Origin of the sequence: Novosphingobium resinovorum (genome assembly GCF_027922145.1) — a bacterium.
Lineage (GTDB): Bacteria > Pseudomonadota > Alphaproteobacteria > Sphingomonadales > Sphingomonadaceae > Novosphingobium > Novosphingobium resinovorum.
The window spans coordinates 175,876-192,207 of record NZ_BSFC01000003.1; the positions used below are offsets into that span (position 1 = coordinate 175,876).

15 protein-coding genes are annotated in these 16,332 nt (G+C 67.6%); 11 read left to right on the forward strand and 4 right to left on the reverse strand.

Annotated elements, in window-relative coordinates; genetic code table 11:
* Positions 1-43: 43 nt before the first annotated feature.
* The gene (locus PKE80_RS02340; protein WP_271181113.1) at positions 44-3,310 is read right to left on the reverse strand and encodes an intermembrane phospholipid transport YdbH family protein; all 3,267 of its coding nucleotides are present in this window, start codon (positions 3,308-3,310) and stop codon (positions 44-46) included.
* 41 nt (positions 3,311-3,351) lie between these two features.
* On the opposite strand from PKE80_RS02340, the gene radC reads away from it, so the two are divergent.
* Together radC and PKE80_RS02350 are read left to right on the forward strand one after the other, a co-directional pair.
* Positions 3,352-4,089 carry a RadC family protein gene (gene radC / locus PKE80_RS02345; protein WP_211150236.1) on the forward strand — a complete coding sequence of 246 codons (738 nt, stop codon included), beginning with the start codon at positions 3,352-3,354 and terminating at the stop codon, positions 4,087-4,089.
* A 4-nt stretch (positions 4,090-4,093) separates the two neighbouring features.
* Positions 4,094-4,843, forward strand: a complete 750-nt coding sequence (locus PKE80_RS02350; RefSeq protein ID WP_271181114.1) for an NRDE family protein — start codon at positions 4,094-4,096, stop codon at positions 4,841-4,843.
* 97 nt (positions 4,844-4,940) lie between these two features.
* Here PKE80_RS02350 and PKE80_RS02355 read toward each other — a convergent pair whose 3' ends face one another.
* The gene (locus PKE80_RS02355) at positions 4,941-6,683 is read right to left on the reverse strand and encodes a sensor domain-containing diguanylate cyclase (protein ID WP_271181115.1); all 1,743 of its coding nucleotides are present in this window, start codon (positions 6,681-6,683) and stop codon (positions 4,941-4,943) included.
* A gap of 219 nt (positions 6,684-6,902) precedes the next feature.
* Between PKE80_RS02355 and purB the strand changes: the two genes are divergently transcribed.
* The 4 genes from purB (at position 6,903) to PKE80_RS02375 (ending at position 10,464) form a co-directional block, all read left to right on the forward strand.
* On the forward strand, positions 6,903-8,213 hold the full coding sequence (purB, locus tag PKE80_RS02360; protein WP_271181116.1) for an adenylosuccinate lyase: 1,311 nt from the start codon (positions 6,903-6,905) through the stop codon (positions 8,211-8,213).
* A 187-nt stretch (positions 8,214-8,400) separates the two neighbouring features.
* On the forward strand, positions 8,401-8,739 hold the full coding sequence (locus PKE80_RS02365; RefSeq protein ID WP_271181117.1) for a LapA family protein: 339 nt from the start codon (positions 8,401-8,403) through the stop codon (positions 8,737-8,739).
* Positions 8,736-9,413: an orotidine-5'-phosphate decarboxylase gene (gene pyrF / locus PKE80_RS02370; protein WP_008833293.1), complete on the forward strand. Its 678-nt coding sequence runs from the start codon at positions 8,736-8,738 to the stop codon at positions 9,411-9,413. The genes PKE80_RS02365 and pyrF overlap by 4 nt, the downstream gene beginning before the upstream one ends.
* Before the next feature lie 295 nt (positions 9,414-9,708).
* Positions 9,709-10,464: an SIMPL domain-containing protein gene (locus tag PKE80_RS02375; RefSeq protein ID WP_271181118.1), complete on the forward strand. Its 756-nt coding sequence runs from the start codon at positions 9,709-9,711 to the stop codon at positions 10,462-10,464.
* A gap of 7 nt (positions 10,465-10,471) precedes the next feature.
* Here the strand turns inward: PKE80_RS02375 and PKE80_RS02380 are convergent, their stop codons facing one another.
* On the reverse strand, positions 10,472-10,831 hold the full coding sequence (locus PKE80_RS02380; RefSeq protein ID WP_271181119.1) for a DUF4019 domain-containing protein: 360 nt from the start codon (positions 10,829-10,831) through the stop codon (positions 10,472-10,474).
* 113 nt (positions 10,832-10,944) lie between these two features.
* Here PKE80_RS02380 and PKE80_RS02385 point away from each other — a divergent pair, with 113 nt between their 5' ends.
* Positions 10,945-11,586 carry a phosphoribosylanthranilate isomerase gene (locus PKE80_RS02385; RefSeq protein ID WP_271181120.1) on the forward strand — a complete coding sequence of 214 codons (642 nt, stop codon included), beginning with the start codon at positions 10,945-10,947 and terminating at the stop codon, positions 11,584-11,586.
* Positions 11,587-11,706: 120 nt separating this feature from the next.
* On the opposite strand, the gene PKE80_RS02390 is transcribed toward PKE80_RS02385, so the two are convergent.
* Positions 11,707-12,174 (reverse strand): outer membrane protein, encoded by a 468-nt coding sequence (locus PKE80_RS02390; protein ID WP_271181121.1) that lies wholly within the window; start codon positions 12,172-12,174, stop codon positions 11,707-11,709.
* A 316-nt stretch (positions 12,175-12,490) separates the two neighbouring features.
* Here PKE80_RS02390 and trpB point away from each other — a divergent pair, with 316 nt between their 5' ends.
* The 4 genes from trpB (at position 12,491) to PKE80_RS02410 (ending at position 16,208) form a co-directional block, all read left to right on the forward strand.
* The gene (trpB, locus tag PKE80_RS02395) at positions 12,491-13,729 is read left to right on the forward strand and encodes a tryptophan synthase subunit beta (protein ID WP_271181122.1); all 1,239 of its coding nucleotides are present in this window, start codon (positions 12,491-12,493) and stop codon (positions 13,727-13,729) included.
* Positions 13,726-13,977, forward strand: a complete 252-nt coding sequence (locus tag PKE80_RS02400) for a hypothetical protein (protein ID WP_008833299.1) — start codon at positions 13,726-13,728, stop codon at positions 13,975-13,977. Before trpB ends, PKE80_RS02400 begins: the two co-directional genes overlap by 4 nt.
* Positions 13,977-14,753: a tryptophan synthase subunit alpha gene (gene trpA / locus PKE80_RS02405; protein WP_008833300.1), complete on the forward strand. Its 777-nt coding sequence runs from the start codon at positions 13,977-13,979 to the stop codon at positions 14,751-14,753. Before PKE80_RS02400 ends, trpA begins: the two co-directional genes overlap by 1 nt.
* Positions 14,754-14,891: 138 nt before the next feature.
* Positions 14,892-16,208: a bifunctional folylpolyglutamate synthase/dihydrofolate synthase gene (locus PKE80_RS02410; RefSeq protein ID WP_271181123.1), complete on the forward strand. Its 1,317-nt coding sequence runs from the start codon at positions 14,892-14,894 to the stop codon at positions 16,206-16,208.
* Positions 16,209-16,332 lie beyond the last annotated feature (124 nt).

Sequence of the window (16,332 nt, forward strand, 5' to 3'; positions counted from 1 at the left end):
GGGCTTGTCGCAGCCGGAGGGCTTCCGGTCAATTCCGAGGGCATCATGGCTTTTTCTCGCTGACTGGAGGCTGAATAGCGCCGGATGGAGCCGAAGTCGGTTTGGGGGGCGCCAGATTGAGCGTCGCATCGGGCGCGGTGGTCGAGCGCGTCCCGTCCGTATTGAGCAGGCCGAGCACCCTCGGGTCCGTCACGTACGTCGGATCGTAGAGCGAACGCATCGAGCCGAACAGGCTGAAGAACGGCGCCTTGATGTTGACGATGAAGCGGAGCGGGAGCTTCGCGATCTGCTTGGTGATGAAGTTCTTGCTTGCCCCCTGCCCCTGGCTGAGCCCGTCGAAGCTGATCTTCGTGACGATATCGCCCGAGAGCGAACCGCCCAGCCCGATCTCCATCTTCCTGTAATTCACCGACTTCAGCGCGTCGAAGGCGTAATTGCCCATCGCCGACAAGTCCTTGTACGTCAGCGCGCCGACATACGAGACATTGCCGCCGGGATCGCGCGAGCGCAGGAAGCCGTTCTCGATCCGGCCGCCATGCTCGTCAAAGATCAGCGGCAGCTCGCCGTCGAATATGCCGCTGGCGTTGATGTTCGTGAGTTCAAGATGCTGCACGAAGTCCGCCGCATCGAGGCCCGTGACGCGCAGCGTGTAGTAGCGCGTCTCCGCCGCGCCGATCTGCATCTTCGCCGGGTCGAGGGTCAACGTGCCCTCCATGAAGGGCCACTTTCCGCCGTGCACGATGAGGTTGTAGCCGGGGCGTATCTCGTAGGAGAGCGTGCCGTCGGTCACCTCGATGCCCGGGTTCATGGAGGCAATGCGCACGTTCTGGTTGGGCGCGGTAACCATGCCGAGGAGATCGGTAAACACCACCTCGCCCGACAGCCCGCGTAGGGGACCGAAAGCGGCTGCGAAGTCGACGCCGTCGGTGGAGAAGCGGCCGCGGCTGGTCACGCTCTTCGGGTTCCAGTCGATCCGCCCGGTGCCGCGCACGACGCCCTTGAGGTCGGACACCACGCCCAGCACCAGCCGCGAGAGCGCGTCGGGCTGCAACTTGTCGTCGAAGACAATCCCCGCGACAGCAAGATTCGCGTGACCGTCCGCCCTCGACAGATCGTGGACGATGTCGGCGCGGACGACCGCCCGGTCGCTGCCCGGCTCGCGGAGCAGGGCCTGCGCGGTGATGCGGTTGTCGGCCAGTTGCAGCGTCGCGTCGCGCGCCACCATCGGCTGGAAGCGTGCCACCTGTTGGCGGTCCACCAGCGTGAACTGCGCGCCCTCGATCGAGGCCACACCGCCGGCATAGCGCCAGCGACCCGCAGCCTGCCGCATGTCCAGCGGCACGGCGGCAAGGCTGATGTCGGCCTGATCGAAGGTGCCCGCGATGTCCTTGCCGATCTGCCCGTCGATATGGCTGACGAGGAAGTGCGATGCGGTGTCCGCCGGGCCAAGCGCCACGTTGATGGCGCTGGCCTTGATGACACCGGGCCTGCCCCCGCCCATCGCGAAGCCGAGCGGCCCGCTGGCGATGCGGATCGGCGTCTCGCCAAGGTGCCCGGAGAGGTCGAGCGCGGTCATGCCTGCCGCGAGCAGCAGATTTTCGGGGCGCCCTTCCACGATCGCGCCGCCGCGCGCCGGGCACAGGGTGAGCTTGCGCTTGTCGATGGTCAGGTTGGAGAAGCTCAGGGCATCGAAGGCGACGTCGGTGCAGCGGCGCCACACGGCGAGCCTGCCGTCCGCGCCCCATCGGCCATCGACCGGAAGCTGCAGGTTGCGCGTGTTGCCGCCCGGAAGATCGCCGCTGAGAGTGACCTGCCCGTTGAACGAGAGCGCGCCGTCGGGCGCCTGCTCGAGCGCCAGCCTCGGCACGCCGACCATCGCCGATCCGGCGCGGTAGTCGGTCATCGTCGCGCGCATGGCGAGGTGGCCGTCGTCACCGGTCTCCATCCGCCCCCACGCCTGCGGAAGTCCGCGCCCGCCGGTCGTGAAGTTGCCGTTCACCCGCGGCACGCCGCCCTTGCGGCCGAACATCGCCTGCACGCGCGAAAGCGACAGCACCGACTCGCCGCTGCCGCCCTTCAGCGACCCGCGCGTGACGACGACGCTGAGGCCCTCGCGCGAATTGCGCACGAGGAGCCCCGCGTTGATCGTACTGCCACGCATCTCGCGGCCGAGCGCCTGGCGCACTTGCGCCGTGATCGGCGCGCCGAGGGTTCCGGCGGCCGCCTGCTGCGCCGACAGCAGCGCGCGATCGACGGTGCTGCCCAGCGCCAGTTCCCTGCCGGTGAGGTCGGCGTCCACATCGAATCGCGCGATGCCGCCGGTGGAGCGCGCGCGCCCTTCGAGGGTGACTTCGCGCATCCGCGCCTGCGGCGTGTCGAGTCCGCGCCCGGTAACCCGGTACGTCGCGCTCAAGGCGTTGCCGCGATAGGTGAACCGCCCCGAGCCGCTCGCTCCAGCCAGCTTTTGAACCCCGAAGCGCGCGGCTCCGGCGGAAAGGCCGAGCTTGCCCGAAGCCCCGTCCAGCGCCTCGTCGAGCGTCACGTCCAGTTGCACACCGGCCTTGGCCAGTCGCAGATCCTGCGACTGGCACGACAGGCTGTCCAGCCGCACCGGCCCTTCAAAGCGCGGCTTGGCGGCAGACGTCGTCAGCTTTCCGTAAATCGTCGCGCGCCCGGTCGAGCAGCCGCCGCCGGTGAGCGCGGGCGACAAGGCCGCCAGTTCGCCGGAGAACCCGCCGCGCAGCTCGCCTTCACCCGCCAGCTTGACGCCGATGCGGCCGTGGTCGCTGTCGATCAGGGCGCGCCCGTCGACAACCGCAAGGTCGAGGTCGGGCATCTCGAACGGCCCGCCCTTGCCGCTGAACAGCGCCTTGTCGAGACTGCCGAAGCTGGCCTTGCCGCCGCGCCACGAACCGTAGAGGCGCGGCTTCACCACGGTGATCCGGCCGATACCGGGAAGTCCCCAGGAAAGGCGCGTCGCCACCCGCAGTTCCTGCACCGTCAGGTCCGGCCGCGCCGGATCGCCGATGACGAGGTTCCGAATCACCTGCTCCGAGGGTCCGATCCGCACGATCTCGTAGCGGGCATCGAGGCCCAGCGAATCGAGTTCGCGCTCGATGAGGTTCGCCGCGATCTCCTCGCGCGATAGCCAGGCAGCACCCAGCGCCGCCGCCAGCAGGCCGCCCACCACAAGCACGGGAGCGCCCCAGCGACGGCCGCTCCGAAAGCGCCCACGCGAAGAAAGGCCCCCGGTAGCGGCCTCGTCGGTGTCCGGGGTCTGGTCGATCTCTTGCGACATCCGATCGTTCACTTGCGCCGGGCGGACGGGAAAGGCAATTGTTTGTACGCAGCATGGACGGACAACCTCCCCTCTTCGATGAACGCCCCCTCCCCCTCAGGGAAGCGCGCGGCGATTTTGCCAATGATTCGAGCGGCCACCGCGCACGGTTGCGCAAGCGGTTGCTCGATGGCGGGGCGGAGGCTCTGGCGGATCATGAGGTCATTGAACTCCTGCTGATGCAGGCCGTTCCGCGCCGCGACATGAAGCCGCTCGCGCGCAGCCTGATCCATCGCTTCGGTTCGCTCGCGGGCGTGCTGCAGGCCGAACCGCGCGCCCTCGCCGCCCACCCCGGCATGGGCGAGGCCACCGCTGCTGCGCTGCGCGTGGTCACCGTCGCCGCCACCCGCATGGCCCGCCAGAAGGTGCGCGAGGCACCAGTGCTGTCCTCGTGGCACGCGCTCATCGACTACCTGACGATCGACATGGCGCACCTGACGGTGGAGCGCGTCCGCGTCCTCTACCTCAATGCCCGCAACATGCTGATCCTCGACGACCTCGTCGGCGAAGGCTCGATCGACGAGGCGGCGATCCACCCGCGCGAGGTGATCCGCCGCGCGCTCGACCTCGGCGCCACGGCGCTGATTCTCGTCCACAATCACCCTTCGGGCTCGCCGCAGCCGAGCCGCGCCGACATCGACATCACCAATCGCATCGCCGAGGCCGGACGGCTGCTCGGCGTCTCCGTCCACGACCACGTGGTGATCGGACGCGAGGGCCACGTCTCGCTGCGTGCCAAGGGACTGATCTGAGACCATGTGCGTCGCCGCCGTCGCCTGGGACGCCCATCCCGACTGGCTCCTCGTCGTGGCGGGCAACCGCGACGAGTTCCATGCCCGTCCCGCCGCGCCGCTCGCGCACAGGCCGGACGGCATCATCGCCGGGACCGACCTCACCGGCGGCGGCACCTGGCTTGGCGTTACCGAAGGAGGCCGCTTCGCCCTCGTCACGAACTACCGCGTGCCGGAAGGCTCGCAGCCCGGCCGTCCCTCGCGCGGGAAGCTGGTGACGGATCTGCTGGAGGGCGCGCTCCCGGACACGCTGACCGACGCGATGGCGCAGATGAATCCGTTCAACCTGATCCTGGCCGATACGGGCGACGCCTCGTTCCTCACCAATCACCCGCAGGTCGAGCTGCGGCCGCTGTCTCCGGGCATCCACGGATTGTCGAACGGCGGTTTCGACGTGCCCTGGCCCAAGACTCTGCAGGTGGGGGAAGCCATCACGGAATGGCTGGATAGAGGCGCGGCCGAGGTGGAACCGCTGCTCGGCGCCCTGCGGGACGAGACGCCGGCACCCTCGCCCCATCGCCCCGAACTTGGCCCCGAACTTGGCCCTGAGCCGCGCTTCGCGCCCGTGTTCATCCGCGATGCGATCTACGGTACGCGGTGCAGCACGGTGATCACGGTCGACCGCGAGGGCCGAGGCTCGATCGTCGAACGCAGCTTCGATGCCGACGGTGCCCGGACCGGCGACGTCCGGATCGATTTCGTCTGGGCTATGTAAATCACGTCGTCATTGCGAGCGCAGCGAAGCAATCCAGGGCGGCATAGGACTGCTCTGGATTGCTTCGCTGCGCTCGCAATGACGAACGGAAAAATGACTAAGCCGCGATCATCTGGTTGCGGCCACCACGCTTCGCTTCGTAGAGCGCCATGTCCGCGCGGTTGAGCAGGTCGATGCCGCCCTGCCCCGGCGCACGATGAACGAGGCCGCAGCTGATCCTCGCCTCGGTATGCCCGCCCATCGGCAGTTCGACCGGGGCCGCCGACACCGTGTCCACGATGCGGCGGCAGATGTCCTGCGTCATGCCGGGATCCGCAGCGCCGAGCAGCACCACGAACTCATCCCCGCCCAGCCGCGCGACGAGGTCGCCGGCACGCACCGATTGCAGCAGGCGGCGGGCGATCTCGGCAAGCACCGCGTCACCCGCGACATGGCCATGCTCGTCATTGAGCGACTTGAAGCGATCGACGTCCACGAGGGCGATGCTCAGCGCCTCGTTGCCCGCAAGCGCCGTCTCGAAGCGGCGCAGGAAGCCTGCACGGTTGGCGAGGCCGGTCAGCTCGTCCGTCTCCGCCCTGCGCGCCAGTTCGCCTTCGCGGGTCTTGCGGGCGGTCACGTCCACCAGCGTCGCGACCGTGCCCGAGACCTGCCCCTGATCGTCGCGCTCGGCGCGGAACTTGGCTTCGATCCACAGGCCGCCGGGGCGCTCGACCTCCATGGTCACGGTCGTATCCGCGTCGAGCGCCCTGAGATGGGCTGCGAAGAGCGCCTCGCCCAGCGGCGGATCGAGTTCGCCGATGTGCGAGCACAGCAGCCGCTCCGCACCCTCGCCGACCAGCGGAACGGCATCGCCCACCGCGCGGGTGCAGGCTCCGTCCGCACTGAAGCGCAGCAGCACGATGGAAGAGCGGTCGGCAAGGACCTTGAGCGCGCGCTCGCTCTCGCTGAGCCTGTCGATCAGGTCGCGGCGTGCGGCCAGCGCGGCGGCGACGGGCATCATCAGCACCAGCACGGTGGCGAGGTAGAACTGCAGGAAGGTCATCTGCACGCCCATGTCCCGGCCCGACAGGTTGACGGGGCCATGGCCGTAGAACGTGGCGACGCCGCCGGTCACCGCCACCAGCATCACGGCCACGCTCGTCCCCTGCCAGCCGAGCCGGAACGATACCAGCATCAGCGGCACCATCGGCAGGAACAGCAGCGGAAAGCGGTCCTGGCTGAACACCCCGACGCTGACGGCAAGGACCGTGGCGTGGAGCAGCAGGTGCTGTCCCCGCTCGCCCCATGATGCGCCGCGCAGCGCGGGAATCGTGTCGCCGTGGAAAAGGCCGAAGAAGAACGGCGTGAAGATCAGAAGGCCCAGCGCATCGGCGCAGAACTTGGTGGCGAGCGAGGTCCCGATCGGCAGGTCGAACGCGATGTTCGCGATGCCCGCACCAAGCAGGGCGCCGAAGGCCGGGGCGATCATCCCCGCGCAGACGACGAAGCGGCCCACCGAGGCATGCTGGTGCAGCAGGCGGCCATCCGCATCGACCGTGGCGCGCAGCAGCCAGGCCGCCAGCGCGATCTCCAGCGTATTGGAGACACCGAAAGCCAGCGGACCGGACACCACCCCGCGAATCGCGAACCCGGCGGCGGCGACGGCGATCAGACCGCTCGCCAGGAACACGGGCCACTCCCGTGGGCGGCGCCCCAGCAGCTGCGCCAGGACCACGGCGTTGGCCGGCCACACCGAGGCAAGGTTGCCCTGAAAACTGAGGTACTTGATGACCGCCGCCGAAAGCGCGAAGCACACCAGTCCTGTCAACAGGGGTGCGACGATGAGGCGGGCCTTGGGCATCTCTTGCGGGTCTCTGGGCGCTTCGAACGCACGGCGCTGTGCGAACTTCTCGTGCAAACGTTTGCGTCCGGAGTGGTTAAGATTCCTCCTCGGATTATGGGTCTACGCGCAGTTTCCTTGCGCCGTTCCTTCCCCAAGCGCCTTGCCTTTCGCGCCCGCCCCGCCTAGCGGCACCGGCACGAATTGGCCGCTACCCGCGTCAGCTGCAAGGAGTCGAACATGGTCCCCCGCTACGCCCGCCCCGCGATGACCGCGATCTGGGAACCCGAAGCCCGCTACCGCATCTGGTTCGAGATCGAAGCCCATGCCGCCGTCAAGATGGGCGAGATGGGCACCGTCCCCGCCTCCGCCGGCAAGGCGCTGTGGGACTGGTGGGCGACCAGCCCGAAGATCGACGTCGCCGCGATCGACGCGATCGAAGCCGTCACCAAGCACGACGTCATCGCCTTCCTCGACTGGGTCGCGCAGCAGGTCGGCCCCGAGGCGCGCTTCATGCACCAGGGCATGACCAGCTCCGACGTGCTCGACACCACGCTGAACGTGCAACTGGTCAAGGCCGCCGACATCCTTCTGGATGACCTCGACGCCCTGCTCGCCGCGATCAAGCGCCGCGCCGAAGAGCACAAGTACACCCCCACGATCGGCCGCAGCCACGGCATCCACGCCGAGCCCGTCACCTTCGGCCTCAAGCTCGCCGAAGCCTATGCCGAGTTCAGCCGCTGCCGCACGCGCCTCGTCTTCGCGCGCGAGGAAATCGCGACCTGCGCGATCTCGGGCGCGGTCGGCACTTTCGCCAATACCGACCCGGCAGTGGAACAGTACGTCGCCGACCAGCTGGGCCTCGGGATCGAGCCGGTCTCCACGCAGGTCATCCCGCGCGACCGTCACGCGATGTTCTTCGCCGTGCTGGGCGTCATCGCCAGCTCGATCGAGCGCCTTGCCGTCGAGGTCCGCCACCTGCAGCGCACCGAAGTCCTGGAGGCCGAGGAATACTTCTCGCCCGGCCAGAAGGGTTCGTCGGCGATGCCACACAAGCGCAACCCGGTCCTCACCGAGAACCTCACCGGCCTCGCGCGCGTGGTGCGTTCGGCCGTCGTCCCCGCCATGGAGAACGTAGCGCTGTGGCACGAGCGCGACATCTCGCACTCCTCGGTCGAGCGCTTCATCGGCCCCGACGCGACGATCACCCTCGACTTCGCGCTGGCGCGCCTGACCGGTGTGATCGACAAGCTGCTGATCTACCCCGCGCGCATGCAGAAGAACCTCGACCGCATGGGCGGCCTGGTCCACTCGCAGCGCGTGCTGCTGGCGCTGACGCAGGCGGGCCTGACCCGCGACGAGAGCTACCGCCTCGTCCAGCGCAACGCGATGAAGGTGTGGGAATCGGACGGCCAGCTCTCGCTGCTCGAACTGCTCAAGGCCGACCCCGAAGTCGCCGCCGCCCTTCCGGCCGAAGTGATCGAGGACAAGTTCAACCTCGACTACCACTTCAAGCACGTCGACACGATCTTCGCCCGCGTCTTCGGCTGAGCCGATCGTCGTCCCGGACTTGATCCGGGACCGCTGGCTGTCTTTAGATGCGCGCTGTCGATAAGGCGCCTGGCCGAGAGCAAGGTTGTTCTCGGCCAGCGGTCCCGGATCAAGTCCGGGACGACGGCGGAATCCCTTCCCTTGCGGAAAATTCACGCCTAGCATCGCCGGGAAAGCAGGAGGAACAATGCAGGTCATCCGCACCATCGCATGGGTCGTGCTCACCGCCGTGCTCGTCGCATTCATCGCGATGAACTGGACCAAAGTGCCGGTAAACTTCTGGCCTCTGGCAGACGGCAACTACTTCCACTTCGAATGGCCGGTCGGCGTCGTCGCGCTGCTCTTCTTCGGGCTGGGCATGCTGCCGGTGTGGGCTTACCTGCGCGCCGTGCGCTGGCGCCTGAACCGCCGCATCGCCAGCCTCGAGAACTCGCTGCGCGCCACCTCGATGCCCTCGCTCGCAGAAGCGCACGAAACCGCGCCCGTCACCCCAATCGAAACCCCGTCGGAAATCGAGAAGTCATGAACCGCAATCCCGTCTACCTCGCCCTCGACCTCCCTCGCCTCGACGCCGCAGAAGCGCTGGCGCGCAAGGTCTCGGGCCATATCGGCGGGATCAAGCTGGGCCTCGAATTCTTCTGCGCCCACGGCCACCACGGCGTCCATGAACTGCACAAGGTGGGCCTCCCCATCTTCCTCGACCTGAAGCTGCACGACATTCCCAACACCGTCGCTGGCGCGATGCAGGCGATCCACGTGCTGCAACCCTCGATCGTCACCATTCACGCCGCCGGTGGCCGCGCCATGATGGAAGACGCCAAGGCCGCCGCCGGTGAAAACTGCAAGGTCGTGGCCGTCACCGTGCTCACCAGCCTCGACGGAGACGACCTCTCCGCCATCGGCGTGAACGCCAACCCCTACGACCAAGCCCTGCGCCTCGCCGACCTCGCGCATTCCGCTGGCCTCGACGGCATCGTCTGCTCGGGCCACGAAGTCGGCGCGGTGCACAAGCAGTGGAAGGACGGCTACTTCGTCGTCCCCGGCCTGCGCCCGGCAGACGGCAAAGTCGGCGACCAGAAGCGCACCGTCACCCCGCGCGAAGCCCGCGATGCAGGCGCCAGCGTGCTCGTGATCGGACGGCCGATCAGCCGCGCGGAGGATCCCCTCGCAGCGGCGAAGGCTATCGAGGCTACTCTTTAAGAACGGAAAAAGAGGATTCTGGGGCCATCGCCCCAGACCCCTTTACTGTCATCGTTGTGCGCGCAGCAGCGTCGCGTCCACATTGCGCCGCAGGCTATTTGGTCTCCCGACGCAGCCTCATTGCATGACGATGCTGCACGCCCGACCTCGACGCTTCACGGGGTGCAGGGGTGGTAAACCCCTGCTTCATCCTCTTCTCACCTTAACATTCGCACACTTCACCGTTCAGCCCTTCGCAACCTCGCTCCGTCCAGATCGTTGTCCACCGAACAACCCCCGGGAGTGCAACCCCATTATGAAGACCCTGAGCCTGCTCGCCGCCACGGCTATGGCAGCATCCGCCCCTACCGCCTTCGCCCAGCAGGCCCCTGCTCCCGCCATCGAGGCCGGGCACACGATGCTCACCGTCACCGCCGAAGGTTCGTCCACGCGCGAGCCCGACATGGCGAACTACAGCGCCGGTGTGACCACGCAGGGCACGACTGCCAGCGAGGCGCTTTCGGCCAACTCGGCGCAGATGACCAAGGTGATCGCCGCGCTCAAGCGGGCCGGGATCGCCGACAAGGATGTCCAGACCAGCAACCTCAACGTCAATCCGGTCTATGCCCAGCCCAAGCGCCTGCCCGATGGCTCTTACGAGGACGACGGCCAGCAGCGCATCGTCGGTTACCGTGCGAGCAATTCGGTCTCGGTCCGCCAGCGCAAGTTGCAGGACATGGGCAAGGTGATCGACGCGCTCGTGACTGCGGGTGCGAACCAGGTGAATGGGCCGAACTTCATGCTCTCGCAGCCCGAAGCGGCGATGGACGAGGCGCGTGTCGAGGCGATGAAGTCCGCTCGTGCCCGCGCCGACCTCTATGCCAAGGCATCGGGCCTGCGGGTCGCGCGCATCGTCTCGATCAGCGAGAGCGGCGGTTATTCGCCGCAGCCGGTGATGTTCGTGCGTAAGGAGGCCCGTGACATGGTCGCCGCCGCCGCGCCGCCGCCGGTCGCTGCGGGCGAGTTGGAGATGAACGTCAATGTGACGGTGCAGTTCGAACTGGCGCCGTGATCGACCATCAATTGACCATCATCTCGTTCGATTGAATGTGATAGCCGACGAGCGCGAGCTTGTCGGCTTCACTTTTTCGGAACACGAATTGCTCGGTTCCACTACCGCGTTCGAACACGGTTTCGTTGGTTGTCGTGGTGAAGCTGCCGTTGGTGCTGGCGTTGCGGTTCCAGCCGACCTGCTTGCTCGACTTCACGTTGCCCAGCTTGCGATGGACCGCGTCGAGCAGAGCCACGAACTGCTTCTGCGTGGTGGCCTTGCGCATGTCCGGCCCGGTGGCATCCCAGATCGCCTGCGAGCGGCCTGCGTCCAGCGCCTGATGGAAACGGACCACTTCGGCGTCGGCTTGCTGGATCGACTCCTTCACGCTGCAACCGCCGAGCATTGCCGCGGCTGCGATTGCCATTAGATAGCGGCCCAACCGATTCACTTCACGTCCTTCATTTCATGCAGGACCGCAGCTTAGGGCAAGGCGCGCATATGCCAACAGCGGCAATCAAGATTTGCGGTATCAGCACCGCCGCTTCGCTGGAAGCGGCCATCCGCGCCCGCGCCGCGCACATCGGCCTGGTGTTCTTCGCCAAGAGCCCGCGCGCGGTGAGCCCGGTGCAGGCGGCGCAGCTTTCGGAGCGCGCGGCGGACCGGATCGGCCGCGTCGGTCTGTTCGTGGACGCCGACGACGCGCTGCTCGGCGAGGCCGTGGGCGCGGCGAAGCTCGACGCGCTGCAACTCCACGGGTCCGAGACGCCCGAACGCGCCGCGCAGCTGCGTGCCCGCTTCGGCATCCCCGTATGGAAGGCTTTGTCCGTCGCCACCGCCGACGACGTCACCCGCGCGAACGCCTACGCGGGCGCCGCCGATGTTGTCCTCTTCGACGCCAAGACGCCCAAGGGCGCTCTGCCCGGCGGCATGGGCCTCAGCTTCGACTGGGGCCTTGTCGCGAACTGGAAGGGGCCGTTGGCATGGGGCCTTGCAGGGGGGCTGGAACCGGCGAACGTCGCCGAGGCCATCCGTCTGACCGGTGCGCCGCTGGTCGATACCTCCTCGGGCGTGGAGAGCGCGCCGGGCGTGAAGGACGAAGCGCGCATCGCCGCCTTCTGCGCGGCGGTTCGGGCGGTCTGACCCCCTCGTCATTGCGAGCGCAGCGAAGCAATGACGACAAGGAGAACGAAGAAAGGGGCGGCCCGTCGGACCGCCCCTTTCCTGGCTTACACTGCTTTCGCAGCGATCAGATCCGTGGGATCAGAACTTGACGCCTACGCCCACGAGGCCGCGGTCGGCGTCGGGGGTGTTGTCGCCGACCAGCAGGTGCTGGTATTCGGCCTTCACGTAGTAGCGCGAACCGACATCCTGCTGCACGCCGCCACCGACGCCCACGGCGCTGTTGCCGTAGCGGGTGTTCTTCGACTGCCAGTCGGCCAGCGCGTAGACCTTGGTGCCCGGGATCGGCTGCACGCCGATGCGGCCGCCGGCGCCCCACGAAACGCGGGTGTTGTCGGTCAGGATCTTGTCCGCCGAACCCTGCACACCCACGAAGAGCTTGTCGGTGAGGTCGTAGTCGTAACCAGCGGCCACACCAGCCGTTGCTTCGCTGTCGCTACCGTCCCAGATCACACCGCCGCGCGCTTCGACGCGAGCCTCGTTGGCCAGGGCGGGAGTGGCAGCGGCCACGGCAGCAACCGCGGCGAGCGAAACAAGTGCAATACGCATATTATATAACTCCAAGTATTCCTGCGATCCCGACCCTCATCGGGGTTATCGTCGGGAGCCCCGCCGCTGGACCCCGTCACCTTTCAGTCAGATGAACGGTAAATTCTTGGAATCGTTCAAAACGTCACAAAACTGCAGTTTATGCCGGTTAGGTGCTTTTGCCGATTTTCAGTTGCATTGTTTGCAATTGAATGTCCGCCAGGCGATCACCAAGCCCCTGTAGGCGCCCATGGTTTTCCGGCGTTCCCGGGGCAAACATGGCCCCTCTCCTCAAGGCGTCTGGACAAGCGCGGGGGGGTCTGCCAAGCGCCGGATCATGACCGTTCAGAGCCCCAATTCGCTTCGTTCGTATCCCGATGAGTCGGGTCACTTCGGCCAGTTCGGCGGACGCTACGTCGCCGAGACGCTGATGCCGCTGATCCTCGACCTGGAAAAGGAATACCGCGCCGCGAAGCTGGACCCGGCGTTCCAGGCCGAGTTCGACGATCTGCTCAAGACTTTCGTCGGCCGCCCCAGCCCGCTCTATCCGGCGCCGCGCATCACCGAGCATTTCCGAAAGCTCGCGCCCGAGGGCAAAGGCCCGAAGATCTACTTCAAGCGCGAGGATCTGAACCACACCGGCGCGCACAAGATCAACAACTGCATCGGGCAGGTTCTGCTCGCCATGCGCATGGGCAAGACCAAGATCATCGCCGAGACCGGCGCGGGCCAGCACGGCGTCGCCACCGCCACCGTCGCGGCGCGCTTCGGCCTGTCCTGCACGATCTTCATGGGCGCCAAGGACGTCGAGCGCCAGGCGCCCAACGTGTTCCGCATGAAGCTGCTCGGCGCGGAAGTGGTGCCGGTGACCAGCGGCGCGGAAACGCTCAAGGACGCGATGAACGAGGCGCTGCGCCACTGGGTCGCCAACGTCCACGACACCTTCTACATCATCGGCACCGCCGCAGGTCCGCACCCGTACCCGGAACTCGTCCGCGACTTCCAGAGCGTGATCGGCACCGAAACGCGCGAGCAGATTCTCGAAGCCGAAGGCCGCCTGCCCGACATGCTGGTGGCGGCGGTGGGCGGCGGATCGAACGCGATCGGCATGTTCCACCCCTTCCTCGACGACGCGGACGTGGCGATGGTCGGCATCGAGGCCGCCGGCCACGGCATCGAGAGCGGCCAGCATGCCGCATCGCTGATGGGCGGGCGTCCGGGCATCCTCCACGGCAACAAGACCTACCTGCTGCAGGACGAGGACGGCCAGATCACCGAGGCCCATTCGATCAGCGCCGGTCTGGACTATCCCGGCCTTGGCCCCGAACATTCGTGGCTGCACGAGGCGGGCCGCGTGAAGTACGTGCCGATCACCGACACCGAGGCGCTTGAAGCGTTCCAGCTGTGCTGCGCGCTGGAGGGCATCATTCCGGCGCTCGAAAGCGCCCACGCCCTCGCCGCGCTGCCGCAGCTGACGGCTCAGCTGGACGCGGACAAGCTGCTCGTCGTCAACGTCTCCGGGCGCGGCGACAAGGATATCTTCACCGTCGCCGAGGCGCTGGGGGTCGAGCTTTGAAAAAGGGCGGGTGGCAACGGTCGCTGATCGACGCCGCCGTGCTCTGGATGGCGGTGTTCCCGGCGATCAAGGTTCTTGCCGACCTCGTCCGGGTGCGCTCCTTCGACCTTTCGGGCGCGGGCTACTACTGGGCCTTCGCCTTTCGGGGAAGCTGGAGCGACATCGCCGTCAGCCTCGCCTACCTCGCCGTTTTCGTCGGCCTGACCGCCGCCATTCTCCGCTATTCCGGAAAGACGCTGTTCTCCTGATGACCCGCTTCGAAACCGCTTTCGCCAAAGGCCCCGCGCTCGTCTGCTTCATCACCGGGGGCGACGGCGACACCGCATCGAACCTCGACGCGCTCGTCGCGGGCGGCGCCGACGTGATCGAACTGGGCATGCCTTTCACCGATCCCATGGCCGACGGCCCGGCGATCCAGGAAGCCAACTTGCGCAGCCTCGCCAAGGGCACGCGCACGGCGGACATCTTCCGCATCGCCGCCGAGTTCCGGCAGCGTCACCCCAATGTGCCGCTGGTGCTGATGGGCTACGCCAACCCGATGACCATCCGCGGCCCCGAGTGGTTTGCAGAGGAATGCGCCAAGGCCGGCGTCGACGGCGTGATCTGCGTCGACATCCCCAGCGAGGAAGACGCCGCCCTCGGCCCGGCGCTGCGCGAAAAGGGCGTTTCGCTCATCCGCCTCGCCACCCCGACCACGGACGCCGCGCGTCTTCCCAAGGTGCTGGAGGGCTCCTCGGGCTTCCTCTACTACGTCTCGGTCGCCGGCATCACCGGCATGCAGCAGGCGGCGCAGGGATCGATCGAGGACGCGGTGGCGAAGCTCAAGGCCGCCACCGACATTCCCGTCGCGGTCGGCTTCGGCGTGCGCACGCCCGAACAGGCCGCCGCCATCGCCAAGGTGGCGGACGGCGTGGTCGTCGGCTCGGCCTTCATCGACATCGTCAAGCAGCATGGCGATGCCGCGCCCGGGCCGCTGCAGGATTATACCGCATCGCTCGCCGAGGCGGTGCATTCCGCTCGATAGAGCCAAGCCGATGGGGCTTCGACAAGCTCAGACTGAGCGGTGTTGGAGGCTTACGCCACTTCCGCTCAACCTGAGCTTGCCGAAGGGTCGGACACAGCCTCTCGAAGCCCCCACGCGCACGGCGCCGTCGAGGACACCATGAAAGACTTCGCCGTGTCGGACTCCCCCGCCGTTCAGGCCCAGCTCGATCGCCTTGCCGCGCTGTCGCTGCCGCAAGGCCGCATCGGGCTTGAGGCGATCCGCACGCTGCTGGCGCACCTCGGCGATCCGCACTTGCGCATCGCGCCCGCGTTCCACGTCGCGGGCACCAACGGCAAGGGATCGACCTGCGCCTTCCTGCGCGCGATCCTGGAGGCGCAGGGGTACAAGGTCCACGCGATCACCAGCCCGCATCTGGTGCGCTACAACGAACGCATCCGCATCGCGGGCGAACTGGTCGGCGACGACGAACTCGCCGCCCTGCTGGCCGAAGTCCTGGACGCGGCGCACGATCTCGAAGTCAGCTTCTTCGAAACGACGATCGCCGCCAGCTTCCTCGCTTTCGCGCGCCATCCGGCGGATGTCTGCGTGATCGAGGTCGGTCTCGGCGGCCGGTTCGACGCCACCAACGTACTGCCCGCGCCGCTGGTCTGCGGCATGGCGACGCTGGGGATCGACCACGAACGCTTCCTCCTCGCCCCCGAGGACGGCACGCCCGCCGAGCCGCTCACCCGCATCGCCTTCGAGAAGGCGGGCATCCGCCGTCCGCACGTGCCGCTGGTGACGCAGAACTACCCGCACGAAGTCGCCGCGTTCCTGCAATCCCTCGCCGCTTCCGAGGACGTACCGCTGCAGTCGCGCGACGCCGAGTGGAAGGCGCAGGTCACCCGCGACGCCATCTGGTTCGAGGACCGCCACGGCGCCTTGACGCTCCCCCTGCCCGAGATGCCCGGCGCGCACCAGGCGGACAACGCCGCCCTCGCCGTCGCCATGCTGCGCGCGCAGGACGTGCTGAAGATCGATCCTCACGCCTTCGCCGAGGGCATCCGCGCCGCGCGCTGGCCCGCGCGGATGCAACTGCTGGGCGACGGGCCGCTGACGGCGCTCGTCCCCGGCACGCCGGTCTGGCTCGACGGCGGGCACAACCGCGACGCCGGGCTGGCACTGGAAGCATTCCTGCGCGAGCGGGGGCAGGCGCCGCATCTGATCCTCGGCATGATCGCGGGCAAGGACCCCGCCGCGCTGCTCGATCCGCTCCACCGCCTCGTCGAAAGCGTGACGCTGGTGCCGGTGCCGGGGCATGACTGCCACCCGCCCGAGGCGTTCGCAGGCTGGTCGCTGCCGACGTCCTCCGCGCCGGATGTGGCGACGGCGCTGCGCGATCTCGAAAAGCTGGCCCCACGCGCCGTGCTGATCGCGGGTTCGCTCTACCTTGCGGGCGCGGTGCTGCGGGACAACGGCGAAGTGCCGGACTGAAGAGTTGATCAGTTCGTCGTCCCGGGCTTGATCCGGGACCGCTGGCTGTCTTTAGGAATAGGTCGTCGGCAAGGCGCCCGAAGCGAGGTGGGTCGTTCACGGCCAGCGGTCCCGGATCAAGTCC